This window comes from Stenotrophomonas sp. TEPEL, from assembly GCF_004348785.1.
Taxonomy (GTDB): domain Bacteria; phylum Pseudomonadota; class Gammaproteobacteria; order Xanthomonadales; family Xanthomonadaceae; genus Stenotrophomonas; species Stenotrophomonas indicatrix.
In genome coordinates this window covers 30,990-53,724 of record NZ_QQXJ01000001.1, presented here as the reverse complement: position 1 = coordinate 53,724, position 22,735 = coordinate 30,990, and the positions used below count along the sequence as shown (strand labels likewise).

Sequence of the window (22,735 nt, the reverse complement as noted above, 5' to 3'; positions counted from 1 at the left end):
CAAAAATTTAAAGCTGCAGATGAATGATTCTGGCAACGTATCGCTTGCTTTAAAACAATTAATAGTTGCTTGATCAAACGTCTGCAAGATGGACAATCATCCTTCCTGCAGGCGCCTTCACAAGATACCTGCGCATACTTTCAAAGATCGGGGAAGTGGCCTCAGCGCCGTTCCCGTGTGCTGCGAAGTTTCCTTCGCAGCGAGCCGCCCATTATAGCCGGCTTTTCCGCTTCGTCAACACCTTTTTTCAAGGCCATCTCACCGAGGTGGACGTTGTTGCCGATGCTGCTTCGTCGTTGGACCCGAGGGCCTTTCGTCGTTGCGAGCCGCCTATTATGCCGGACTTTTCGAGTCCGTCAACACCTTCGTTCGATGATCTCGTACGGCGGTGGTGGCGTTGCTGTTCGCGTTGCCGGCTTCCTAAGAAGTCGCCGCGCTGCAGCAAGGGAGCGAATTCTAGAGATCCTGCAGAATTCGTCAACACATTTTTTTCAGGAGCATGACAACGCGTCGGCTGCTGCATGCACAACGGGCATGCAACGATCACGGCGGCGTTGCCCGCGCGTTGCGCGGTCAACGCCGCAGGCGCTATCTATAGCCGGATGCATACAGGAAGTCAACGCCGCAGGCGCTATCTATAGCCGGATGCATACAGGAAGGAAGACGATGGACACGACGGTACGGCAGGGATGGTGGCGCGATCTTTCGATGCCGGCGATCGTCGCCGGCTTCATCACCGTGCTGGTCGGCTTCGCCAGCTCGGCGGTGATCGTGTTCCAGGCCGTTCAGGCCGTGGGTGCCGACCAGGCCCACATCGCCTCGTGGATGTGGGCGCTGGGGCTGGGCATGGGCGTGACCTGCATCGGCCTGTCACTACGCTACCGGGTGCCGGTGGTCACCGCATGGTCGACGCCCGGGGCGGCGATGCTGGTCGTCGGTGCGGGTGGCGCCTCTCTGTCCGAGGCCACCGGTGCGTTCCTGCTTGCGGCCGTGCTGGGCATGCTCGCCGGCTTCTCGGGCGTGTTCGCCCGGTTGATGAAACGCGTGCCCATGGCCCTGGCCGCCGGCATGCTGGCCGGTGTCCTGCTGCGCTTCGGGCTGGACGTGTTCGTGGCGATGAACACCCAGCGCGTGCTGGCGTTGGCCATGTTCGCTACGTGGCTGCTGGGCCGCCGCCTGTTCCCCCGCTACGCGGTGATCGCCACCCTGCTGGTCGGCATCGGCATCGCTGCCAGCCAGGGTCTGCTGCATGCACATCAGGTGCACCTGCAACTGGCCGTGCCGCAATGGGTCACCCCCTCGCTGTCGTGGACGGCGATGGTCGGGATTGCCCTGCCCCTGTTCGTGGTCACCATGGCGTCGCAGAACATTCCAGGTGTGGCGGTGATGCGCGCCTCCGGCTACGACGCGCCGGTGTCACCGGTGATCGGCTGGATCGGCGTGGTCAACACGCTGCTGGCGCCCTTCGGTGCCTATGCATTGAACCTGGCGGCCATCACCGCGGCGATCTGCATGGGCCGTGATGCCCACGAAGACCCGGCACGGCGCTACACGGCGGCGATGGCGGCCGGCGCCTTCTACATCGTCATCGGCCTGTTCGGGGCCACCGTAGCGGCCCTGTTCGCTGCCTTTCCCAAGGAACTGGTGGCCTGTGTGGCCGGGATCGCCCTGTTCGGCACCATCGGCAACAGCCTGGCCAACGCATTGGCCGTGGAGCGCGACCGCGAGGCCGCGCTGGTCACTTTCCTGGTGACCGCCTCGGGCATGACGCTGGCCGGTGTCGGTTCTGCGTTCTGGGGCCTGGTGGCCGGAACGCTCTGCCTGTGGGTGCTGCGGCCGCGGGGGGCTGGCTGAAGGGATCAGCCGGTCAACACGGCGCCGAGGATGCCCAGGCCTACGGAAACGGCAATGGCGATCACCGCGCCGACCACGCTGGTGTCGCCACGTGCCGCCAGCGTACTGCGCACCGCAGCTACATCGTCGCGGTTGAGCGCCTCGGCGCGCGCGATCTCCCGCTGGCAGTGCTGCAGGTACCAGCTGTTGGCGAGGACACCCACGGCGATGCTCATACCCAGGTTGATCACCAGTGACAGGGCATCAGGCACATCGAGCAACGCCTCGATCACGCTGGAAGCCAGCAGTACGCCGACCCAGATGGCGGCCATGCGATACATCTTCCGGTACATCATCCAGATCACGCCGAACAGGAAGCCCGGCCAGTGCCAGGTGCCTGCCGCGTTCGCGGTGCCCTGGTCCAGGCGCCAGCGCTTGCGGTAGATCGGGAAGTTGCCGCCGACAACGGCTGCATACAGCGCCATCCGGCCAGTCAGTCCGGCACCCAGTGGAACGGCATCGGCCGTGGCGGGCGCAGCCGGTGCGCGGTAAGGATCATCGCTGGCCGCTATGGCAACGGCAGCCTCACCGACAGGCGGTGCTGCCCAGCCATCGGCGATACCGTTGGCGTCCGACGCAGGCGTTGCAGTCTGCAACGCCTGCAATGACTGCCAGCCAGCCATCCCCTCGCACCAGATCAGGGTGTGACCGGCGATGACACCGTCCTGCTGCAGCTTCTGCAGACCGGCCAGGTCCACTGGACCTTCACTGCTGCCATTTCGAGCGTAGTACCACTGTGCTTCCTGCATTGAAGATCGTCCTGTGTCGGCGTTATGCGGGTTTACAGCGATGCGCTGGACAGTGTCTGCACCAGCGTGTGGCGACCGCCCGGTGCCACGGTGACCACATCGGGGCCGGCGTTGGCCGCTTCCAGGCAGACATAGTCGCGCCAGCCGTCGCCGACATCGGCCATCCTGGCGGCACCTTCGGCGCCAGGATTCCATGCCACCAGCGAGCGGCTGCCTTCGGTGCGGATGTCGATGCGGCGCTTGAGCACCGGATCGCGCAGCACATAGTGTCCGCCGGCCTGGGTGTAGATGCGGTCGCTGCGGCCCGGGTCACGCGGATCGCGCAGCGACCAGGGACCCTGCTGGCGGCGCGGCTGGGCGTAGTTCTCGAACTTGTCGAGGTAGTCCAGGCCGTCGACGCCGTCGACATCGACCTTGCTGGCGTCACCGACACGGAAGTAGTTGTGCAGCGCCTGGGTGATGGTGGCCGGAGCCTTGCCGGTGTTCTCCGTGACCAGCTGCTGGCGCAGTTCACGGCCGACACGGACGGTCATGGTCAGGCGCAGGCCGAGGTTGTCCAACGCCGGCGGGGCCAGGGTCAGCTCGATGCTGCCATCGTCGAGCCGGCGCGCCTGCTGCAGTTCCCAGGGCAAGGTGCGCACGAAACCGTGGGCGGGCACGTCATCGCCCTGCCCCTGCCGGCCGAAGTAGGGCCAGCACACCGGGCTGCCGCCACGGATCGGCGTGGGCAGCGCAGCACGCTTGGGCGAGAGCCACATCAGATCGGGCTGGCCCTTGGGCACGAACGAGAGGAGTTGACCGCCGAACACGCTGATCGCGGCGGTGGCCTGGGGAGTTTCCACCAGCCAGGCGTCGAGTCCCTGGAACTGGCCACTGCTGACACCCTGGATCTGTTGCACGTTGGATCGACTCCGGATGGCCGGCGACTGCACGACACTGTAGTTGTTGGGAAGGCTGAAGCGGGTCGGCGTGGCTGGCGCCTGTGCCTGCGGTTGTGCCTGCAGCGCGCGCAGGATGCGCTGGCCGGCGCGACCGTCGGCGTCGGCCCACCCGAGCCGACGCTGCTCGACCTGGATGGCGCGACGACTGGCGGTACCGATCATGCCATCGGCGGCGCCGATGTCATGGCCGCGCGCGAGCAGCAGGGTCTGCAGCTGGCGGCGCTCGTCGCGGCCAAGGCCAGGATCATCGGTTGGCCAGGCGGTGACCAGGCCGTTGCTGCCACGCAGGCGGTCGGCCAGGGTGGCGATGGCCAACGCATAGCTCTCGGCCGCGTTGTAACTGTAGATCGCGTCGTAATTGCGGAATACCAGCAGCGCCGGGCCTTTTGTCCCGGCCGGCAGCAACAGTGCAGCGCGGGCATCGGCGGGCAGGCCGGACGGTGCCAGCGCGCTGCCGTCCAGGCCGGTCACGCCCAGTGCGCGCCAGTCGGCCAGCGACCGGCGCTGGGTGCGTCCCGCCTGGTTGGCATTGAATCCGGCCGGGACACGGACTTCCATGCCCCAGGGTTCGCCGGTGCGCCAGCCGGCGCGCTTCAGATAGTTGGCGGTGGAAGCCAATGCATCGGGAATGCTGCCGACCAGATCGCGGCGACCATCGCCATCACCATCAACGGCAATGCGTGCGTAGGTGCTGGGCATGAACTGGGTGTGGCCGAAGGCACCGGCCCAGGAACCGGTCAGGCCCTGCGCCTGCAGGTCGCCCTGGTCGATGAGCTTGATCAGCGCCAGCAGTTCGCCGCGGAAGAAGGGTTGCCGGCGGCCGGCACAGGACAGCGTGGCCAGCGACTGCAGCAGCGGGCGTTTGCCGAACACGCGGCCGTAGTCGCTCTCTACACCCCATACGGCGACGATGGTGACTGGATCGACGCCGTACTGCGCCGATACGCGCTGAAGCAGGTCACGGTGCTGCTGCAGCATGGCGCGACCGTCGTCCACGCGCTGGCGATCGACCAGTGCGGCCAGGTAGTCCCATATCGGCGTGGTGAACTCCGGCTGCGCATCGAGCAGCGGCAGCACGGTAGGGTCGGGCTGCAGTCCGGCGGTGATCGCGTTGAAGCGGTCAGCGGCAATGCCCTGGCTGGCGGCCGTCGCCTGCAGGCCCGCCATGCAGCGGGCAAACGCGGGATCAGCGGTTGCCGCTGCTGCCGGCGGCGCGGCCGCTGGCATGGCAAGCGCGGCGGCCAGGCCGAGCGTGGTCAGAATGGGCATGGCGTCCTCCGTGTTGCCGGTGCTGCAGCCATGGTAACGCGGAGGGGCGACAAGGTTGGTCGAGATTGCCGGCCAGCGGCCGGTACTACCTGTGCCTAGGGTGAGGGGCGCAGGAGGCGCAGGCCATAGGCGGGATCGTCCGCGTTCCAGGATGCCGCCACCTTCAGCCCTGCCTGCTGCAGCAGGTGGCCGAAGCTGGCGTCGGTGTACTTGTGGCTGTACTCCACGCGGATCGGTTCGCCTGCGCTGAAGTGGAAGGTACGGCCGTCGAGATGCACGTCCTGCTCGCGCTGGCTGACCAGATCGGTTTCGATGCGCAGTCGTGCGGTGCTGTAACGGGCCCGGTGACGGAAACCGTCAAGATCGAAATCGCTGCCGACCTCGCGGTTCAGGCGCGCCAGCAGGTTCAGGGTGAAGGCGGCGGTGATGCCATCGGCGTCGTTGTAGGCGGCTTCGATCAGTGCAGGGTCCTTGTGCAGGTCGATGCCGACGAGGGCCAGGCCGTCCTTGCCCATGGTCTGGCGCATCGCGCGCAGCAGCGCGATCGCGTCCTCATCGGCGAAGTTGCCCAGTGTGGAGCCGGGGAAGAACAGCAGCCGGCGCGCGGCGGGCCGCTCCGGCGCAGGGACCTGCACAGGGCGGGTGAAGTCGGCACACACCGGCAGCATTTCCACCTCCGGCAGCGCCGGGGCGAGGTGGTCGATGCTGGACAGCAACGCCGCGCGCGAGATCTCGATGGGCGTATAGGCCACCGGATCCTGCAGGGCAGCCAGCAGGCGCGTGGTCTTGCGGCCGCTGCCGCTGCCCAGTTCGACCACATGCACGCGCGGCCCCACCGCCTGCGCGATCTCCGGCAGCACCCGGTCCAGCAGGGCCAGCTCGGTGCGTGTGGGGTAGTACTCCCGCGTGTGGGTGATCTGTTCGAACAGGCGCGAGCCGCGCGCGTCGTAGAAATACTTGGAAGGCAGCTGACGTGAGGCCTGCGACAGCCCCGCTACGACGTCGGCAAGAATCTGCTGGCGGCCGGGGGTAAGGTCGGTCAGCGCCTGCAGCGCATCCTGGACGGTACTCATGAAAGATCCCTTGCCAGGCGCAGGCCTGAGAACTGCCAACGCGCCGGTGGCATGAAGAAGTTGCGGTAGCTGGCCCGTACATGGCCGCGCGGCGTGGCGCAGCTGCCTCCGCGCAGGACCCACTGGCCACACATGAATTTGCCGTTGTATTCGCCGAGGTTGCCGGCGAAGGGACGGAAGCCGGGATAGGCGCCATAGGCGCTGCTGGTCCATTCCCACACGTCGCCGAACAACTGGCGCAGTCCGTCGCCCTGCCCTGCCCTCGGGTGCAGATGGTCGTCATCGGCGAAGTGGCCTTCGACCGGCTGCGTGGCGGCGGCCGCTTCCCATTCGAATTCGGTGGGCAGGCGGGCACCGGCCCAGCGTGCGCAGGCATCGGCTTCGTAGTAACTGAGGTGACAGACCGGCGCATGCGGATCGAGGTCGTGCCAGCCACCGAGGGTGAACTCGCGCAGCAGGTCGTCATCCCAGTACAGCGGATGCTGCCACTGCTCGGCCTCGCGCAGCGCCCAGCCTTCGCTCAGCCACCAGCGCGGATCGCGGTAGCCGCCGGCGTCGATGAAGGCGCGGTACTCGGCGTTGCTGAGCGGGCGTTCGGCGATGGCATGCGCGGGAAGCAGCACGCGATGCACGGGCGATTCATTGTCATAGGCGAAGGCCGCGTGCTGCGGCCAGGCGGACGCACCGATACTGACGATGCGCTCGCCCTGTTCGACCCAACCCTGCGTGCCGAGGGCGCTGACGGGGATGGGCAGGTCTTCGCGGTACGGCGGCTGCAGCGGATTGCACCAGAAGGCGTGCTTGATGTCGGTGAGCAGCAGCTCCTGGTGCTGTTGTTCGTGCTGCAACCCAAGCTGCAGGTGCTGCAGGGCGTCGCTGCCCAGATCACCATCGCGCAGTCCTGCCAGCACCTGTTCATCCACGTGTTGGCGGTAGGCGTGGACCTGCTGCAGCGAGGGGCGCGACAGCAACCCGCGCTGAGGCCGTGCGTGGGCGGGGCCGAGACTCTTGTAGTAACTGTTGAACAGATAGTCCCAGGCCGGATCCCAGGGTGTGTAGCCGGGCTGGCTGGCCAGCACGAAGCGTTCGAAGAACCAGGTGGTGTGGGCCAGGTGCCACTTGGCCGGGCTGGCATCGGCCATGCTCTGCAGCAGGGCGTCTTCCGGGCTGAGGGGTGCGGCCAGCTGCACGCTGCGCCCCCGCACATGGGTGAAGTGGCGGGCGAGGTCACGCTGCGGGGCAGCGACGGCGGCGGGTACGCTGTCCATGCGACCAGCTTCGACCGCGGCCGGTGAGCGCAATGTCATGGCCCGGTGCCGCGGTGTTCACATCAGGGCGCGCGCATTCAAGAAGGGCACCGTTGCGCCGCTAACGGCAGTGCTGCGGCCGCGTCGTGACCGCGCTGGAATTCCGTGTGTCCCATCATCCGCTTCGACAGCCTGTGCACTATCTGTTCGTGCTGCCCGCCGTGCTGGTCGCGCTGGTGCTGTGGGCGAGCCTGGAAAGCGATGATGTCGGCCGCGCCGGGCAGCGCATCCTGCCGTGGTTGCTGGCCTGCCTGGGCGCAGGGCTGGCGCTGCTGTACAACCAGGTGCGCACGCTGTGCCTGTTGCTGCTGGTGGCGCTGGCCTTCGCGGTGCTGCACCAGGACCTCGGGCACTACCTGCGCGAGGGCCGGGTGACGGCGTTGACACCACTGCGCTTCCACGCGATCTCGACCTGGCTGCCGTTGCTGTTCGCCGTCCATGCGTTGTGGCCCGAACGTGGCCGCCGCCGCCAGGACCTGCTGCTGAGGGCCACGACCACTGGTGTTGCGGTGGCGATCTTCATCCTGCTTGCTGCACAGCAGCCACAGGGCATGCACGACCTGCTGTCGAACCGGCACTTCCCCTGGATTCCGAGCGACTGGAACGCGCTGGCGCAGCTGCCAGCCGTGCTGTTCCTGCTGGCCACCGCGGCGCTGGGATGGCAGGCGTGGCGCCAGCCGCGGCCGCTGCATACGGCGATGCTGCTGGCCCTGCTGTGCCTGTGGTGGATGCTGCCGCGGATCTTCCTGCAGCCGGCACTGCTGCCGGCGCTGAGCGTAGCGGCACTGCTGCTGATGCTGGGCGCGACCCTGCAGGAATCCTTCCACATGGCCTTCGGCGACGAGCTGACCGGCCTGCCCGGTCGCCGTGCGTTCAACGAGACCCTCAAGCGCGCCACCGGCACTTACAGCATCGCGATGATCGACGTGGATCATTTCAAGAAATTCAATGACACCCACGGCCACGACACCGGCGATGACGTGCTGAAACTGGTGGCCTCACGGTTGTCGCGGGTGGGCGACGGCGGCCGTGCGTTCCGTTATGGCGGCGAGGAATTCGCCGTGGTTTTCCTCGACCGCCCGGCATCGGCGTGCGTGGACGCGGTGGAGGCGCTGCGACAGGGCATCGAGCAGAGCCGCATGCAACTGCGCGACCGCAGCACGCGTACCCGCGACGATACGCTCGGCCAGCAGCAGCGCGGGCGCGGCGGTGGCGGTGCGGTGGTGCAGGTAACCGTCAGCATCGGCCTGGCCGACAGCCGGGTCGATCGGCGCCCTGCCGGGGTGGTCAAAGCGGCCGACCAGGCGCTGTATGCGGCCAAGGAGGAAGGCCGCAACCGCGTGTGCGCGCATGGCGGCCAGCGCGTGCTGGCCGTGCGCGGCAGCCAGGCTCAGACGGCGTCGAGGTAGTACCAGCGACCCTCGACCCGCAGGAAGCGGCTGTGCTCGGTCATTTTCACCGCGCTGCCGCCACCGACGCGGTAACGGGCGGTGAAGCGGACCTCGGCACTGTCGCTGCCGGTCACCTGGTGGTCCTGCACGGTCAGGCCCAGCCATTGGGTGCGCTGGCCGGGGGCATCATCGAGCGACAGTTCTGCCGGACGGGTGTCCGGGTGCCAGGTGGCACGCAGGTAGTCCGGCAGGTGGCGCACATAGGCGCTGTAACGCGAGCGCATCAGACGCTCGGCATCCGGCGCGGCGTCGCCGGCATGGAAGCGACCGCAGCAGGCAGCGTAGTCGGCGGCCAGGCCACAGGGACAGGGATCGGGGGCGGTTCGGCTCATGCGGGTATTGTCGCGTGGGCGGCGGCAATGTGACAGGCGTATGCTGTCGCGCCCCCACTTCGATCGATCGCCGTGCTGGAACTGATTCCTCCTGAGTTGTGGTGGCTGGTGGTGATCGCCTTCATTGCCGGCCTGGTCGATGCGGCCGTGGGCGGCGGCGGACTGGTGCAGCTGCCCGGCCTGTTCACGGTACTGCCGCAGCAGACCCCGGCGATGCTGTTTGGCACCAACAAGTTCAGCTCGATGTTCGGCACCGGCGCAGCGGCATGGCGCTATGCGCGCAACGTGCGCTTCCCGTGGAAGCCGGTGCTGTTCGCCGCCGGTACGGCCTTCGTGTTCTCCTTCCTTGGCGCTACGGCGGTCAGCCTGTTGCCCAAGGACGCAGTGCGGCCACTGGTGCTGGTGCTGCTGGTGGCGATGCTGGCCTACACGCTGTGGAAGAAGGACTTCGGCGCGCTGCACCGGCCGCAGGACATCGGCCGCCGCGAGCTGGTGATCGCGCTGGCGATCGGTGCGGCGATCGGCTTCTACGATGGCTTCTTCGGGCCCGGCACCGGCAGCTTCCTGATCTTCCTGTTCGTGCGCTTCTTCGGGCTGGACTTCCTGCGCGCGTCGGCCGCGTCGAAGGTGGTGAACCTGGCGACGAACGTGGCGGCGATCTCGTTCTTCGTACCGACCGGCAACATCCTGTGGCTGTTCGCGCTGCCGATGGCGGCGGCCAACATCATCGGTTCGGTGGTGGGCACGCGGTTGGCGCTGAAGGGCGGCACGCCGTTCATCCGCAAACTGTTCGTGGGCCTGGTGGTGGTGCTGATCGCGCGGATGGCGTGGGATACGTTCCGCAGTGCGTGAATGCGGTTGCCGGCCAGCGGCCGGCACTACCACTATCGGGGTTCATTACCCGGTAGGTGCCAACCTTGGTTGGCACGGCGTTTCCAGAGCGGTCAGGCTTCGGCTTCTTCCGGTTCGTCGGCCTGCTGGCGGCTGCGCTCCGGCAGCTTCAGGCGCTTGCCTTCTTCGTCGTACTCGATGAGCAGCACGCCCGAATCGTGGCGGCCGCTGATCTCGACGAAGCAGGCGCCACCGATGAACGGTTCCAGCGTCATCACCGATTTCAGCGGGGTGGCCACCACCATCTGGAAACCGAAGTTGTCGAAGATGTTCATCGCCAGCGCGGTGAACTCGTTGTCGGCCTTGTCGAAGGCTTCGTCGAGCACGACTGCAGCGTAGCTGGGCAGCTGGCTGTCGGCGCCGCCGAGCTGGTAGCGCAGTGCCGCGGCCAGGCAGGTGGTGGCCAGCTTCTGCCGCTGGCCGCCGGATTTGCCGGCGCCGCTGCGGTAGATCTCGACCTGCTGGCGCGTTTCCACATCCAGTTCCACGCCGATGAACTCCACGTGCAGGCGCACGTCCAGCACCACTTCGCGCCAGCGCTTGTCTTCGCCTTCCTGCGAGCCCAGTCGGTTGACCAGCTGGCGCAGTACGGTGAACTGGGTTTCAGCCAGGTCGCGCTGCTCGGTCTGCTGCTGCGACAACACCTCGCGCAGCTGCTGGTGGAACTCCTGCACTTCCGGCAGGCGCCGGTCGTTCAGTTCGATGGTCAGCAGGGTGCCACGGTTGAAGGGCACCTGCTCCAGGCTGGCGTTGACTTCGTCCAGGCGCTGGCCGATCGACTTGCGGGCTTCGGCGCTGTGCCGCTGCAGCGCGAGCAGGTTGTTCTTGCTCTGGTTCTGCAGCAGGTCGAAGAAGCGTTCTTCGTGCTGCGGCAGGCCATCGCGTTCAAGGCGTTCGAGGCGCGCGAGGAAATCCTCGGCCGAGGCCACCGACACGGTGAAGTCGCCCGATTCTTCCGGCCACTGCTGGATGAAGCGACGGAAGCAGCCCAGCAGCAGGTTCTCGACGCGGTTGACCTCCTGCTGCGATGACGACAGCTGTTCGTTCAGCGCGTTGCTGACCTGGCGCATGTGCGCTTCCAGCGTTTCCAGGCTGAGCGGGCCCTGTTCCTGCAGGCGCTCGGCCAGGCCGGCTTCCTGGTCCTCGGCCAGCGCCGGCAGGACCAGTGCACGGCTCTGCTGGCGGGCACGGTCCAGGCGGTCGCGTTCGCGCACCAGCTGGCCGCGCTCGACGCGGGTGTCTTCGTAAGTGCGGCGGGCCTGCTCGATGTCGGCGCGGGTGGCGTCGATCTGCTGGGCGATCCTGGCCAGGTCGGCATTGCCTTCGCGCAGGGAGTGCAGGCTGGCCTCGATGTCGGCCAGGCGCTGCTGCGGCGCGGCGACGTCGATTTCGTTCCAGCTGATGCCGACCAGCTGGTGGCAGGCCAGGCGACGTTCGTTGTCGCGGTCACGCTGGCTGCGCAGGCGCGCGATGTCGGTATCGCAGCTGGCGATACGGGCGGCCAGCTCCTGGGCTTCCTTCTCGAAGACGGCCAGCTTGTCGCGGTTGCTGAAGCCCAGCAGCCAGCGGCGGCGATCATTGACCGCACTGCGGTCGTCCTTCTCGAAGCGATCGCCCGGGTGCTTGACCTGGCCTTCGCGGGTAATGCCGCGGTCGACGTTGCGCAGCTGCTTGGCGTCCACGCATTCGTAGTCGAAGCGCTTGCCCAGCTCGCGGCGCAGCCAGCTTTCGAACACGTGATCGCGCAGTTCCAGCTTGTGCAGCAGCGATTTGGCGGAGGGCTCGCGGGCGAACGCCTCGTCGTTGCGACGCACGCGGTAGTAGGTGAAACGCATGCCCAGGTGGGTGCGGTTCACCCACTCGGCGACGTCGTTGTAGTGCTTGTCATCGACCAGCAGCGACTGCGCGAAACCACCGAGCACGCGCTCGATCGCGCCCTGCCAGCTCTGCTCTTCCGAGCGGACCTGGATCAGTTCGCCGACGAACGGCAGGGCCGCTTCGGAAATGCCGGTTTCTTCGGCCAGGCGCGCACGCAGCTTCTGCATCGGTGCCGGAATGCTGGAGGGCGTGCGCTGCATCGCCTCCAGTTCGCTACGCACTTCGGAGAAGCGGCGCTCGTCGTCGCGCTTGCCGCCCAGCCGTTCGCTGATGGCATCGTCCAGGGCGCTCGACGCGCGCTGACGGTCTTCCAGTTCGGACTGCGCCTGCTCGAGCAGCTCGGCGAAGCCATGTGCATCCTCGGGCAGCGTGGCCTGCAGTTTCTGTGCGGCGTCACGTGCCTGCGCCTGCTTGGCCAGGCGGCGGTCGCGTTCGGCTTCGGCGCGGCCCTGCTCGCGTTCCAGTTCCTCGATGCGCTCTCCACCCTGCTGGCGGCGCTGCAGTTCCAGCTCGGCCAGGCGCTCGGTGTGGTTGTCCAGCGCCGCGCGACGCTGCGCTTCTTCGCCCAGCAGGCCGCGGTCGCGCGTATCCATCTCGCGCAGGCGCGCTTCGATCAACAGCTGGCGGCGGCTTTCGCGGAAGCTGTCGATGCCGAGCTTGAGCGCTTCGTCGTCGCCGCGACGGCGGCTCATCGCCTGCAGGTCACGGTAGTGGTCGCGCGCCGGCTGCAGGGTTTCGACCTGGCGCCGCGCTGTGACCACGGCCTGGTGCGCGCCATCGAGTTCGGCGAAATCGCTGACCAGTCGTTCGGCCGCGTCGAAGGTCTTCGGCGTGTCGAGCATGAAGTCGCGCAGGAAGACGTTCAGGTCACCCAGGTTCTTCGCCGACTGCGTCTTGTGCAGCAGGCGCAGCGCCATCTCGTTGTCGATGCCGAGCAGGTGGCGGAAGCGTTCGGCATAGCCGGAGAACGTGTCGAAGTGATGGACGTCGGCCAGCTTCTGCTTGAGCTTGCGCAGGTCCAGATCGAAGCCGCCCAGATCCTTGGCGATGTCGAACGGGCGCTCGGCGATCATGTAGTGCTTGCGCACGTCACCGGCGGAGGTGCTGCTGCCGGCGATCCACAGCAGGCGTACCAGGCTGACCACGCGGCCATCACCGGCGCGGTACTCCAGCACCAGCGCGGTCCAGGTCGCGCCCTTGCGCAGGTACTGGGTGGCGATTTCACCGGTGCCACTGTCCTGCTGGTCGGCCCACGCGCCGCGCACGTAGGACACCAGGTTGCGGTCGCGGCCGCTGCGTTCGGCTTCACGCGCTGCGGCGTTGAAGTCGACGATGGCCGGTGGCGTCAGCAGGGCGGACATGGCATCGAGCAGGGTCGACTTGCCCGAACCGGAGCGGCCGACGAACAGGAAGCCGCGCTCGGCGATCGGCACTTCGGTCAGGCCGTTGAAGGTGCCCCAGTTGTGCACCTGCAGGCGGCGCATGCGGAACTGCTGCAGGCGCGGGTCCGGCAGGCCTTCGTTGAACAGGGCGGGAGTGTGCTTGGAAATGGCCATGCGGTGCTCGGGTCTCTCAGGCTTCAGCGGCCGGGGTTTCGCGCAGCTGGCGGTAAACCGCCGACAGCTGGGATACGTCTTCGGCGGAGAACAGCAGCTTCAACGCCGGCGAGACTTCGTGGCGGTCTTCCTGGCCGCCGAGGCGGGTCAGGATGTGGTTGTCCTTCATCTTCTGCACCGCCGAGGCGACACGGCGGTTGAAGCCGGCGCGGTCGGTGGACAGGTTCTTTTCGTAGATGGCCAGTGCTTCGGCCATTTCAGCATCGGCGACCACGGCGCGGTTGCCACGCGCATCGGCTTCGCCCAGCTGCTGGCGCAGGTACAGCAGCAGCACCGAATCGATGAAGGTCAACGGCGAGGTGCGCAGCAGTACCGGTGCATCCACATCTTCAGTGTCGGCCTGGCGGGTGAACGCCACGCCACTGTCACGGTCGAGCACAAGTTCCAGGAACAGGTCCGACAGCGCCGAACGGATACCGGCTTCGCTGCGGATCAGTGCCGGCCACAGCTTGGCGTGACGCAGCTGGTCGATGCTGGGGCCGATCAGCAGCTGGCACAGCGCGCGGCGCGCATCCAGCGGCAGGCGGCCGGTATCGCCCATGTAGTAGACGTCGTTGCCGCGCCGGGGCTGGGCCACGGTCGCCACCGGTTCGACCAGGTAAGCGTCTTCGGCCTGGTCGGCATGCGGTGCGTCGATGGGGTCTTCATGCCAGCTCATGGCGTCTCTCCTGGGTAAACCAAACCAGCGGGATGCGGGCACGACGGATCTGTCCGTCGCCACCTCGCCATTCGGCAAGCTCCTGTTCGCCGGCGATCACGCTGCCAAAGCGCGTGCCCAGCGAGAGGTAGCCGATGACACTGCCCAACCCCTGCGGCGCTTCGCGCTGCGACAGGGCCTGGGCGATGCTGAGTTTCGGCTGCCTGTCGAGCAGGTCGTGCAGGTCGCGGCGCAGGGTGCGGAAATCGATTTCCGACGACGCCACCAGATCGCCGACGCTTTCCAGGCTGATGCTGGCCGCATCGTTGTATTCGACGTTGCCATCGACCTGCGCGCTGCGCGGGTCGTGCAGCTTCCACTGCGACCACGAACGCAGGCGGCTGGTGGTCAGCTGCAGGTCGCGGCCAATGGCGCGCTGCGCCGGGAAGTCATCGCGCAGTGCCAGTGCTTCGGACTGCGCCTGCTTCAACAGCTGGTTGAGGCGGCGCTGTTCCAGGTAGCCACGGCTCTGCACGAAACCACGCAGGCTGCGCGCGAAGTTCTGCAGCACGTCATGCACCTGGCCACCACGTTCGAGCATGGTGCTGGTGAAGCCGCGCAGGAAGTTGCGCTCGTTGCGATCCAGCCGCCGGGCGAAGCCACGCGCCAGCAGCGTCTCCAGCGCGGCATCGAGCTGGGCGCTCTGTTCGGCGTCGTTGAGCAGGCGCCAGAACGCCTGGAAACTACGGCCCGCGTCGCTCTCGCCGATCACGTCCACGCCTTCGAACAGCTTGGACAGCACGTCGCCGCGCTCGCCTTCGTCATCGATGATGCGTTCGCGGAAATCACGGTTGAGCTGTTCGAAGTCGTCGCGCACGCGGCGGAAGTCTTCGGTCAACTCGTCGGCCAGGCCGATGATCTGCCGCGTGCGTTCCAGCGCGCGCTTGCCGTCCAAGGCCGTCACGCGGCCAGCGCTGACACGGGCGATCTCGGCATCGATGCGGTCGCGCTCATCGCGCAATGCGGACAGGCGTGCGTCCGGGTCGGCCTCGGTCTGCGCGGCCAGCTGCGACAGCTGTTCGATCACCAGTGCCAGACGGCTCTCGGTGGCGGCCACGCGGGCCTGCTCCATGCTGTCGGCGAAGCGGATCGCCTGCAGCGCCTGGGTCGAGAGCTCGTACTGCTCCTGATCGGCGCCTTCAGGCAGCCGGCGTTCCAGCCAGCCCTGCGCGAGCCAATGGGCGATGTAGGCCTGCGCGGTCCGCGGCAGCTCGCGCGACAACTCGTCGCCGTTGAGCTGGTCCAGCGCACGCTGCAGGCGCTCGTTGAGGACCGATGCCGGCAACGTGCGATCGCCCTCCATCAGCAGGCCCTGAAGCAGGCCGATGATTTCCGGTGCGTGGTCGGCGGCGAGCAGCTTCCATTGCGGCTGTTCGCGCAGGTGGCGGTAACGGGTGATGCGTTCGCGGTGCTTCATGCAGCGAGATCGGTCGGAAGGGCGCAGCGGCCAACGCGCGCGCAAAGGCGCGTCGCAGGCACGGCGAAAGCGGCGGCCGGGCGCGGCCGCCACCGGGAGGCGACGGCGCTCAGCGCTTGCCGCCCACTTCGATGAAGCGCAGGAACTCGGCGCGGGTGCGGGCGTCCTCGCGGAAGCTGCCCAGCATCTTCGAGGTGACCATGCTGACGCCGCGCTTGTGGATGCCGCGGGTGGTCATGCACTCATGGGCGCCTTCGACAACGACGCCGACACCGATCGGCTGCAGCACGTCCTGGATGCACTGGGCGATCTGCGCGGTCATCTTTTCCTGCACCTGGAAGCGGCGTGCGTAGGCTTCGACCACGCGTGCCAGCTTGCTGATGCCCACCACCTTGCCGGCCGGCAGGTAGCCGACGTGCACGCGGCCGATGATCGGCGCCATGTGGTGCTCGCAGTGGCTTTCGTATTCGATGTCGCGCAGGACGATCAGTTCGTCGTAGCCGGCCACTTCCTCGAAGGTGCGTTCCATGTAGGCGCGCGGGTCGTCGCGGTAGCCGCTGAACCAGTCGCCATAGGCTTCGGCCACGCGGCGCGGGGTATCCAGCAGGCCTTCGCGGGTCGGGTCCTCACCGGCCCAACGCAGCAGGGTGCGCACGGCATCCTCGGCCTGGACCTGGGTCACTTCGCCCTGCGGGGCGGCCTTTTCGTTGTTCTTGCTCATTGCATACAGCGCCCGAACGGGGGGCGAGCATCGTACCCGACCGGGGGGTGGGTCGTCCTCTGGGGACGGTTCATCGGGGTGGCCGCCCGGCGCCTCATGGTGGCTGCTGGGCGAGAGGTGGAGGGGCAGGCAGGGCAGGACACGCCGCAAGTACGTCCTTGTAGGCTCGGCCACGGCATCCATGCCGTGGACGGTCCTGCCCTGCCTGCCCCTCCGCCTCTCCGACGGTTTCCTGCGGGCGCGGGCCGGTCCGCCCGAAAGCGGGGGTCAAAAGCTGGGGTTCATGGCTTCGGAGAGTGCTCTGGTAGCGCCGGGCCATGCCCGGCGAGCGGAGCGGTGCCACCAGGAGCCGCCGGGCATGGCCCGGCGCTAGCGCTCTTGTTCTTGAAGAGCCAACCCTCCGCGCTCGCGGGGTGATGGATGGGCAGCGGGGGTCGGGCGGTGCAGGACCGTCCGCGGCGTGGATGCCGCGGCCGAGCCTACAGGGACGTACTTGCGGCGTGTCCTGCANCGCCCGACCCNCGCTGCCCCTGCTGTAACAACGTGGCGCAACGCTTTCCTCAATACACCTCACCCATTCAGCAAAACCTATTGATAGGAATGAAATTAGTAGTATCCTATCTATTACTTATGGACCGACCCCTCGACGAGCGCACCGTGCTGCAGATGCAGCTCAGCTCCGGCCTGCTGTACGCAGGGCGGCAGTGGCAGCGCCTGGCCGACAGCCGGTTGGGCAGCTACGGCATCTCCACCGCCTGCACCATGCCCCTGCTGATGATCGGCCGCTCCGGCGGTGGCATCCGCCAGGTGGCCCTGGCCCAGCAGCTGGGCATGGAGGGGCCTTCCCTGGTGCGCCTGCTGGACAAGCTGTGCGCCAGTGAACTGGTCCGCCGCGAAAGCGACACCAGCGACCGTCGCGCCAACCTGCTGTGGCTGACCGAGGAAGGCCAGGCGTTGGTGCGCGAACTGGAAGACGAGTTGATCGGCCTGCGCCAGGACGTGTTCGGCGAGCTTTCCATGGATGAACTGCATGCCGTGCTGAAGGCATGGCGCCTGCTGGCCGAGGCTGCCGACCGCATCACGTAAGCCCGTTGTCGGTGAATACCGCCGCTGCCGTGCATGCGCCAGCGGCTTTTGCCCGTTGCCGTTGTCCTGTTCCACCTCCCCTTCCCCTACCGTCCCCGCCCCTACCGATGCCCGGTGAATTCAGTCTCCACGGAGTGTTCGTCCCGACCCTGCTCGGGTTGATGGTGTTGGCCTACCTGGTCAACAGCGGCCTGCACGCGCTGCTGCAGCGTGCCGGTGCCTATCGCCACGTATGGCACCCGGCGCTGTTCAACCTGGCCTTGTACGGGATCGTGCTGGGCCTGCTGTTCCACCTCCTGCGTTGGATGCAATCGTGAACAAGATCGTGAAGAAGACCCTGCCGGTGCTGCTTACCTGCGCAGCCGTGATCGTCGCCCTGCTGGTGCTGCGCCAGCTGTGGGTCTACTACATGGATGAGCCGTGGACCCGCGACGCCCACGTCGGCGCCGACGTGGTGCAGGTGGCGCCGGATGTGTCCGGCCTGGTCGAAACGGTGCAGGTAGCCGACAACCAGGCGGTGAAAAAGGGCGACCTGCTGTTCGTGATCGATCGCGCGCGCTACCGCATCGCGCTGGAGCAGAGCCGCGCCAGCCTGGCCGAGCGCCAAGCATCGGTCGCGCAGCTGCGCCGCGAGATCGGACGCGATCGCAGCCTGCAGGATCTGGTCGCCGCCGAGGACGCCGAAGTGCGCCGGGCCAAGCTGCAGGCCGCACAGGCCGCATTGGCCACCGCACAGGCCGCGGTCGACCTGGCCGAACTCAACCTGGCCCGCACCGAAGTGCGTGCACCGGCCAATGGCCGGGTCAACGACCGCACCATGCGCGTGGGCGACTACGTGGTGGCCGGCAAGCCGGTGCTGGCGCTGCTGGATACCGGTTCGTTCCGCATCGATGGCTACTTCGAGGAAACCCGCCTGCGCGGCGTTTCCCCGGGGCAGCGCGTGGACATCCGCCTGATGGGCGAAGACACCCCTCTGCACGGCCATGTCGAGAGCATCGCCGCCGGCATCGAGGATCGCTACCGCAGCAATGGCAGCACGCTGCTGCCGAACGTGACCCCGGCCTTCGACTGGGTGCGGCTGGCGCAGCGCATCCCGGTGCGCATCGCCATCGACGAGGTGCCTGCCGGCGTGGAGCTGATCGCCGGGCGCACCGCCACGGTGACCGTGGATACCGGCCGCCACATGCAGAACAAGAAGGCCGGCGCTGCGCCGACACAGGCGGGCCTGTGAACGCCGCCCTGCCCCGTCTTGGCCTGATCGTCGCCCTGGCCAGCCTGGCCGCGTGCAGAACCGTCGGCCCGGATTACGCATTGCCCGAGGGCTCGGCGTTCAAGCGGCCGCAAGCGAATGCCGCGTTCATCGATACCCACAACCCCGAAGTGGCTGCCAACCAGGCACTGCCGGCACGCTGGTGGTCGCTGTACAACGACCCGGTGCTGGATGGGCTGATCACCCAGGCGCTGCGCGACAACGTCGAACTGAAGGCCGCCGACGCGCATCTGCGCCGCGCTGCTGCGGTGTACGAGCAGGCGATGGACGCCGGTGGCTTCGAGTACGAGGCCGAAGCCGGCGTCAGCCGCGCACAGTTGTCGGCCGAGTCGTTCCTGCAGGAGCACGAGCTGCCGGTGATCAACCTGGCCGACGGCAAGTTCGCGGTGAGCTACCAGTTCGACCTGTTCGGCAAGCTCAAGCGCGGTGCCGAAGCAGCCCGCGCCGACGAACAGTCGGTGGCCGCTGCACGTGACCTGGCCCAGGTGAGCGTGGTGGCCGAGGTGGTCGACAGCTACCTGGAGATCTGCCACGCCAACCACGAACTGCACGTCGCCGAGCATTCCCTGCAGCTGCAGCAGCGCAGCCGTTCGGTCACCCAGCGGTTGATCAGCGCAGGCCGCGGCACGCCGCCGGAACTGGCGCGCGCCAATGCCCAGGTCGCGCTGCTGGAAGCCGCATTGCCCCCGCTGCAGGCGCAGCGTTCGGCCGCCGCCTATTCGCTGGCGGCACTGCTTGGGCAGACCCCGGGCCAGCTGCCGGCCGGGGTGATCGACTGCGCGCACGCACCCACCCTTGCCCAGCCGCTGCCGGTCGGTGATGGCCGCGCGCTGCTGCAGCGCCGTCCCGACATCCGCCAGGCCGAACGCAAGCTGGCCTCGGCCACCGCGCGGATTGGTGTCGCCACTGCCGAGCTGTACCCGGACATCCGCCTGGGCGCTTCGGTCGGCGCCGCCGGCCTGCTGGAAGACTTCGGCCAGCCGATGACCCAGCAGTGGTCGTTCGGCCCGCTGATCTCGTGGACGCTGCCGTCCTCGGGCACGCATGCACGCATCCACGCCGCCGAGGCTGGCGCCGATGCCGCGCTGGCCGAGTTCGACCATGCCGTGCTGCAGGCACTGCGCGAAACACAGACCGCGCTGGACCGCTATGCGCAGGATCTGCGCCGCCTGCAGTCGTTGCGCGTGGCGCAGGAGCAGGCTGCGATGGCCGCAGAGCAGAACCGCCGGCTGTACCAGGGTGGCCGCACGCCGTACCTGTCCAGCCTGGATGCCGACCGCAGCCTGGCCAGCAGCGATGCCACCCTGGCCGCGGCAGAGGCCCAGGTTTCGCGCGACCAGATCCACCTGTTCCTGGTACTGGGCGGTGGCTGGCAGGACAGTGCCGCGTCTGCGCCGACGGCGGCGAGGTAAGCGATGAACGGGCTGACCGACCGCCAGGCCTGGCTGTTCTCGATCAAGACCTACCTGGCAGCGATCGTCGCGCTGTATATCGCCATGGCCGGCAACCTGTCGCGCCCGTACTGGGCGATGGGCACGGTGTACATCGTCAGCCAGCCGCTGCTGGGCCCTACCCGGGCCAAGGGCGTGTACCGCATCCTCGGCACCCTTGCCGCCGGCCTGGCCACCCTGCTGATGTTGCCCGCCCTGGTGGAAACGCCGCTGGTGCTGAGCGCAGCGATGTCGATCTGGCTGGCCGGCTGCCTGTTCCTGGCCCTGCTCAACCGTGGTCCGCGTGGCTACGCGTTCCTGCTGGCCGGCTACACCACTGCATTCATCGGTTTCCCGGCGGTGACCTCGCCGGAGACCATCTTCGACACCGTGGTGGCGCGCAGCGAGGAGATCATCCTCGGTACGGTGGTAGCGGTGCTGTTCGCCTCGCTGCTGTTCCCGGCCTCGGTGCGGCCGATGCTCGGCGCGCGCATCGGCAACTGGATGGAGGACGCGGCGCAGTGGTGCAGGCAGATCCTCGAGCGCGGCCGCGCGCATGCCCCACGCAACCGGCTGGCCGCCGACCTGGTGCAGTTCGAGGCGCTGATCGAGTTCCTGCGCCGCGATGACCCACGCCATGCCGGCGCGGCCGTATCGATGGAGCGCCTGCGCGAACGCATGCTGTTGCTGCTGCCGGTGCTGTCATCGATCGCCGACCGCCTGAGTGCGCTGCGCAGCGATGGACAGACCCTGCCCGAGGGCTTGCCGACGCTGGTCGATGACATCCACGACTGGATCGACACGCCGTCCAGTGCCAGCGACTACGCGCGCCTGCGCGCACGCATCAGTGCGCTGAAGCCACAGGTGGACCGCGATCTGCAGCACCTGCAGCTGGCCAGCCTGCTGCTGCGCCTGGAGGAGCTGGTGGACCTGTGGCAGGACTGCCGCACCCTGCAGCACGCGATCGACCAGGGCACCGCGCCGCTGGACCGTGCGCACTACCGCATCCGCACCGAACGCGCCGCCACCGACAAGCACGTCGACTACGGCATGGCACTGTTCTCCGCGCTCAGCGCCGGCGTGGCGCTGATGAGCTACTGCGTACTGTGGATCGGCCTGGGCTGGGAGGGCGGTGGCAACGGCGCGATGATGGCCGCGGTGACCGCCGCGTTCTTCGCGGCACAGGACGACCCGGCGCCGAGCATGGTCTCGTTCCTGGTGTGGGCGATGGTGGCTTCGCTGGTCGCCGGCGTGTACCTGTTCGGCGTGTTCCCCGCCGTGCACGACTTCGGCCTGCTGGCGCTGGTGCTGGCGGTGGTGTTCCTGCCGTTGGGCCTGCTGCTGCACCACCCGAAGAGCGCGCTGTTCGCGCTGCCGCTGACGGTCAACCTGGCTGCGCTGCTCAGCCTGCAGAACACCTACAGTGCCAACGTGCAGACCTTCGCCAACTCGTCGATCGCGATGTTCATCGGCATTGGCTTTGCGGTGGTGATGACCCGGCTGTTCCGCTCGGTGGGTGCCGAATGGACCGCGCGCCGGCTGGTACGGCAGGGCTGGACCACCCTGGCCGAAGCGGCCGAAGGCCGTGGCCAGCAGGATCGCCAGCGCTTCGCCGCGCGCATGCTGGATCTGCTCGGCCTGCTGGCACCGCGCCTGGCAGCGACCCCGGAAGGCAGCGACATCGCGTCGGTGGACATGCTCAACGAGGCGCGCATCGGCCTGAACATCCTGCAGCTGCGCCGCGCGCGCCTTGAGCTGCCGGAGCGCAGCCGCGAGGCGGTCGAGCACATCCTGGAGGAAGTGGCCGTGCACTATCGGCGGCAGATCGCCGCACGCAAGCCGATTGTGGCCGCCGAGGCGCTGCGCGAGCGGCTGGACACCTCGTTGGGCCGGGTCGGCAGCGTGGCCGCCTGCAAGGCGCGCGACGAGGCGCTGATGGGCCTGGTCGGCCTGCGGTTTGCGCTGTTCCCGGACGCGAAGGCGTTGGCGCCGGGATTGGCGGACGCCGCAGCGCCGTCCGTCTGATGCGATCCACCGGGCATGGCCCGGCGCTACCATCGTCATCCGGTAGCGCCGGGCCATGCCCGGCGTCCTTACGCCACGGCAACAGGACGGTTCAATGAGTTACGACATGATGGTGTTCGAGGCCAGCGTCGCCCCGCGTGAAGCGGCGGCGTTCATCGCCTGGTTCGAGAAGCAGGCGCAGTGGGGCGAGAGCCACGAGTACGACGACCCGGCGGTCAGCAGCCCGGCGCTGCAGGCATGGTTCGCGGAGATGGCGCAGGAATTTCCGCCGATGAACGGCCCACTGAGCAATGACGATGATGATCGCGCCGAGGTGACCGAGTACAGCATCGGCCGCCATGTGATCTATGGCGCGTTCGCGTACTCGGTGGCCGAGCGCGCGCATGGGCGGGTGCAGGACCTGGCCGAGAAGCACGGCGTGGGGTTCTTCGATGTCAGTGCGGATGAAGCGGCGATCGTGTATCCGGATGGGTTGATGCCGGAATAGATTTGGCGGCAGGGCTGCGCCCTGCACCTGCCGAATCAACGTCAACGGCAACGGCAAAAGCGAGCGATCCTTGGGATGGCGGAGTGGGTCCGGTTGCGGGGGACGCCGTAAATCCGTCCATGGAGGCTCGGTCGCGCCATCCATGGCGCTCACGCCCCCGCAACCGGNCCCACCCCGCCTTCGACAGTTTTCTGCGATCTGT

Annotated in this window: 18 protein-coding genes; 9 read left to right on the top strand and 9 right to left on the bottom strand. The window is 67.7% G+C overall.

Going from position 1 to position 22,735, the window contains the following annotated elements; translation table 11 throughout:
• Positions 1-666 precede the first annotated feature (666 nt).
• Positions 667-1,854: a benzoate/H(+) symporter BenE family transporter gene (locus TEP_RS00220; RefSeq protein ID WP_132823576.1), complete on the top strand. Its 1,188-nt coding sequence runs from the start codon at positions 667-669 to the stop codon at positions 1,852-1,854.
• A gap of 5 nt (positions 1,855-1,859) precedes the next feature.
• On the opposite strand, the gene TEP_RS00215 is transcribed toward TEP_RS00220, so the two are convergent.
• The 4 genes from TEP_RS00215 to egtB form a co-directional block, all read right to left on the bottom strand.
• Positions 1,860-2,642 (bottom strand): DUF2628 domain-containing protein, encoded by a 783-nt coding sequence (locus tag TEP_RS00215; protein ID WP_132823574.1) that lies wholly within the window; start codon positions 2,640-2,642, stop codon positions 1,860-1,862.
• A 32-nt stretch (positions 2,643-2,674) separates the two neighbouring features.
• On the bottom strand, positions 2,675-4,810 hold the full coding sequence (locus TEP_RS00210) for a lytic murein transglycosylase (protein ID WP_132826410.1): 2,136 nt from the start codon (positions 4,808-4,810) through the stop codon (positions 2,675-2,677).
• Between the two features lie 137 nt (positions 4,811-4,947).
• The gene (gene egtD, locus TEP_RS00205; protein ID WP_132823572.1) at positions 4,948-5,925 is read right to left on the bottom strand and encodes an L-histidine N(alpha)-methyltransferase; all 978 of its coding nucleotides are present in this window, start codon (positions 5,923-5,925) and stop codon (positions 4,948-4,950) included.
• On the bottom strand, positions 5,922-7,193 hold the full coding sequence (egtB, locus tag TEP_RS00200) for an ergothioneine biosynthesis protein EgtB (RefSeq protein ID WP_132823570.1): 1,272 nt from the start codon (positions 7,191-7,193) through the stop codon (positions 5,922-5,924). The genes egtD and egtB overlap by 4 nt, the downstream gene beginning before the upstream one ends.
• A 146-nt stretch (positions 7,194-7,339) precedes the next feature.
• On the opposite strand from egtB, the gene TEP_RS00195 reads away from it, so the two are divergent.
• Positions 7,340-8,641, top strand: coding sequence for a GGDEF domain-containing protein (locus TEP_RS00195; RefSeq protein WP_132823568.1), 1,302 nt, complete (start codon positions 7,340-7,342; stop codon positions 8,639-8,641).
• Here the strand turns inward: TEP_RS00195 and TEP_RS00190 are convergent.
• Complete coding sequence (locus TEP_RS00190; protein WP_032978546.1) at positions 8,623-9,015, bottom strand: YchJ family metal-binding protein; 393 nt, start codon at positions 9,013-9,015, stop codon at positions 8,623-8,625. The two genes, TEP_RS00195 and TEP_RS00190, sit on opposite strands and share 19 nt — an antisense overlap.
• Positions 9,016-9,087: 72 nt before the next feature.
• Between TEP_RS00190 and TEP_RS00185 the strand changes: the two genes are divergently transcribed.
• Positions 9,088-9,867 carry a TSUP family transporter gene (locus TEP_RS00185; protein WP_025875666.1) on the top strand — a complete coding sequence of 260 codons (780 nt, stop codon included), beginning with the start codon at positions 9,088-9,090 and terminating at the stop codon, positions 9,865-9,867.
• A gap of 92 nt (positions 9,868-9,959) precedes the next feature.
• Here TEP_RS00185 and TEP_RS00180 read toward each other — a convergent pair whose 3' ends face one another.
• From TEP_RS00180 to folE, 4 genes are all read right to left on the bottom strand, one after another.
• Positions 9,960-13,340 (bottom strand): ATP-binding protein, encoded by a 3,381-nt coding sequence (locus TEP_RS00180; protein ID WP_132823566.1) that lies wholly within the window; start codon positions 13,338-13,340, stop codon positions 9,960-9,962.
• Positions 13,341-13,356: 16 nt separating this feature from the next.
• Complete coding sequence (locus TEP_RS00175) at positions 13,357-14,058, bottom strand: DUF4194 domain-containing protein (RefSeq protein ID WP_132823564.1); 702 nt, start codon at positions 14,056-14,058, stop codon at positions 13,357-13,359.
• Positions 14,045-15,514 carry a DUF3375 domain-containing protein gene (locus TEP_RS00170; RefSeq protein ID WP_132823562.1) on the bottom strand — a complete coding sequence of 490 codons (1,470 nt, stop codon included), beginning with the start codon at positions 15,512-15,514 and terminating at the stop codon, positions 14,045-14,047. The genes TEP_RS00175 and TEP_RS00170 overlap by 14 nt, the downstream gene beginning before the upstream one ends.
• A 109-nt stretch (positions 15,515-15,623) precedes the next feature.
• Entirely contained in the window at positions 15,624-16,235 is a 612-nt protein-coding gene (folE, locus tag TEP_RS00165; protein ID WP_132823560.1) for a GTP cyclohydrolase I FolE, read from the bottom strand.
• A 630-nt stretch (positions 16,236-16,865) separates the two neighbouring features.
• Here folE and TEP_RS00160 point away from each other — a divergent pair.
• The 6 genes from TEP_RS00160 to TEP_RS00135 all read left to right on the top strand — a co-directional run bounded on the left by TEP_RS00160 (position 16,866) and on the right by TEP_RS00135 (position 22,533).
• Complete coding sequence (locus TEP_RS00160; protein WP_132823559.1) at positions 16,866-17,321, top strand: MarR family transcriptional regulator; 456 nt, start codon at positions 16,866-16,868, stop codon at positions 17,319-17,321.
• A gap of 107 nt (positions 17,322-17,428) precedes the next feature.
• Positions 17,429-17,638, top strand: a complete 210-nt coding sequence (locus tag TEP_RS00155) for a DUF1656 domain-containing protein (RefSeq protein ID WP_025875651.1) — start codon at positions 17,429-17,431, stop codon at positions 17,636-17,638.
• Positions 17,635-18,552 carry an HlyD family secretion protein gene (locus TEP_RS00150; protein ID WP_165933877.1) on the top strand — a complete coding sequence of 306 codons (918 nt, stop codon included), beginning with the start codon at positions 17,635-17,637 and terminating at the stop codon, positions 18,550-18,552. Before TEP_RS00155 ends, TEP_RS00150 begins: the two co-directional genes overlap by 4 nt.
• Positions 18,549-20,003, top strand: coding sequence for an efflux transporter outer membrane subunit (locus TEP_RS00145; RefSeq protein ID WP_132823555.1), 1,455 nt, complete (start codon positions 18,549-18,551; stop codon positions 20,001-20,003). The genes TEP_RS00150 and TEP_RS00145 overlap by 4 nt, the downstream gene beginning before the upstream one ends.
• Positions 20,004-20,006: 3 nt before the next feature.
• Positions 20,007-22,046 (top strand): FUSC family protein, encoded by a 2,040-nt coding sequence (locus TEP_RS00140; protein WP_025875645.1) that lies wholly within the window; start codon positions 20,007-20,009, stop codon positions 22,044-22,046.
• Positions 22,047-22,140: 94 nt separating this feature from the next.
• Positions 22,141-22,533 (top strand): hypothetical protein, encoded by a 393-nt coding sequence (locus TEP_RS00135; RefSeq protein WP_132823553.1) that lies wholly within the window; start codon positions 22,141-22,143, stop codon positions 22,531-22,533.
• Positions 22,534-22,735 lie beyond the last annotated feature (202 nt).

Bases quoted from the DNA above. Each gene is read 5' to 3' on its own strand.
- TEP_RS00220 (WP_132823576.1), top strand. From the start codon at position 667: ATGGACACGACGGTACGGCAGGGATGGTGGCGCGATCTTTCGATGCCG.
- TEP_RS00215 (WP_132823574.1), bottom strand. From the start codon at position 2,642: ATGCAGGAAGCACAGTGGTACTACGCTCGAAATGGCAGCAGTGAAGGT.
- TEP_RS00210 (WP_132826410.1), bottom strand. From the start codon at position 4,810: ATGCCAGCGGCCGCGCCGCCGGCAGCAGCGGCAACCGCTGATCCCGCG.
- egtD (WP_132823572.1), bottom strand. From the start codon at position 5,925: ATGAGTACCGTCCAGGATGCGCTGCAGGCGCTGACCGACCTTACCCCC.
- egtB (WP_132823570.1), bottom strand. From the start codon at position 7,193: ATGGACAGCGTACCCGCCGCCGTCGCTGCCCCGCAGCGTGACCTCGCC.
- TEP_RS00190 (WP_032978546.1), bottom strand. From the start codon at position 9,015: ATGAGCCGAACCGCCCCCGATCCCTGTCCCTGTGGCCTGGCCGCCGAC.
- TEP_RS00180 (WP_132823566.1), bottom strand. From the start codon at position 13,340: ATGGCCATTTCCAAGCACACTCCCGCCCTGTTCAACGAAGGCCTGCCG.
- TEP_RS00175 (WP_132823564.1), bottom strand. From the start codon at position 14,058: ATGAGCTGGCATGAAGACCCCATCGACGCACCGCATGCCGACCAGGCC.
- TEP_RS00170 (WP_132823562.1), bottom strand. From the start codon at position 15,514: ATGAAGCACCGCGAACGCATCACCCGTTACCGCCACCTGCGCGAACAG.
- folE (WP_132823560.1), bottom strand. From the start codon at position 16,235: ATGAGCAAGAACAACGAAAAGGCCGCCCCGCAGGGCGAAGTGACCCAG.
- TEP_RS00160 (WP_132823559.1), top strand. From the start codon at position 16,866: ATGGACCGACCCCTCGACGAGCGCACCGTGCTGCAGATGCAGCTCAGC.
- TEP_RS00155 (WP_025875651.1), top strand. From the start codon at position 17,429: ATGCCCGGTGAATTCAGTCTCCACGGAGTGTTCGTCCCGACCCTGCTC.
- TEP_RS00140 (WP_025875645.1), top strand. From the start codon at position 20,007: ATGAACGGGCTGACCGACCGCCAGGCCTGGCTGTTCTCGATCAAGACC.
- TEP_RS00135 (WP_132823553.1), top strand. From the start codon at position 22,141: ATGAGTTACGACATGATGGTGTTCGAGGCCAGCGTCGCCCCGCGTGAA.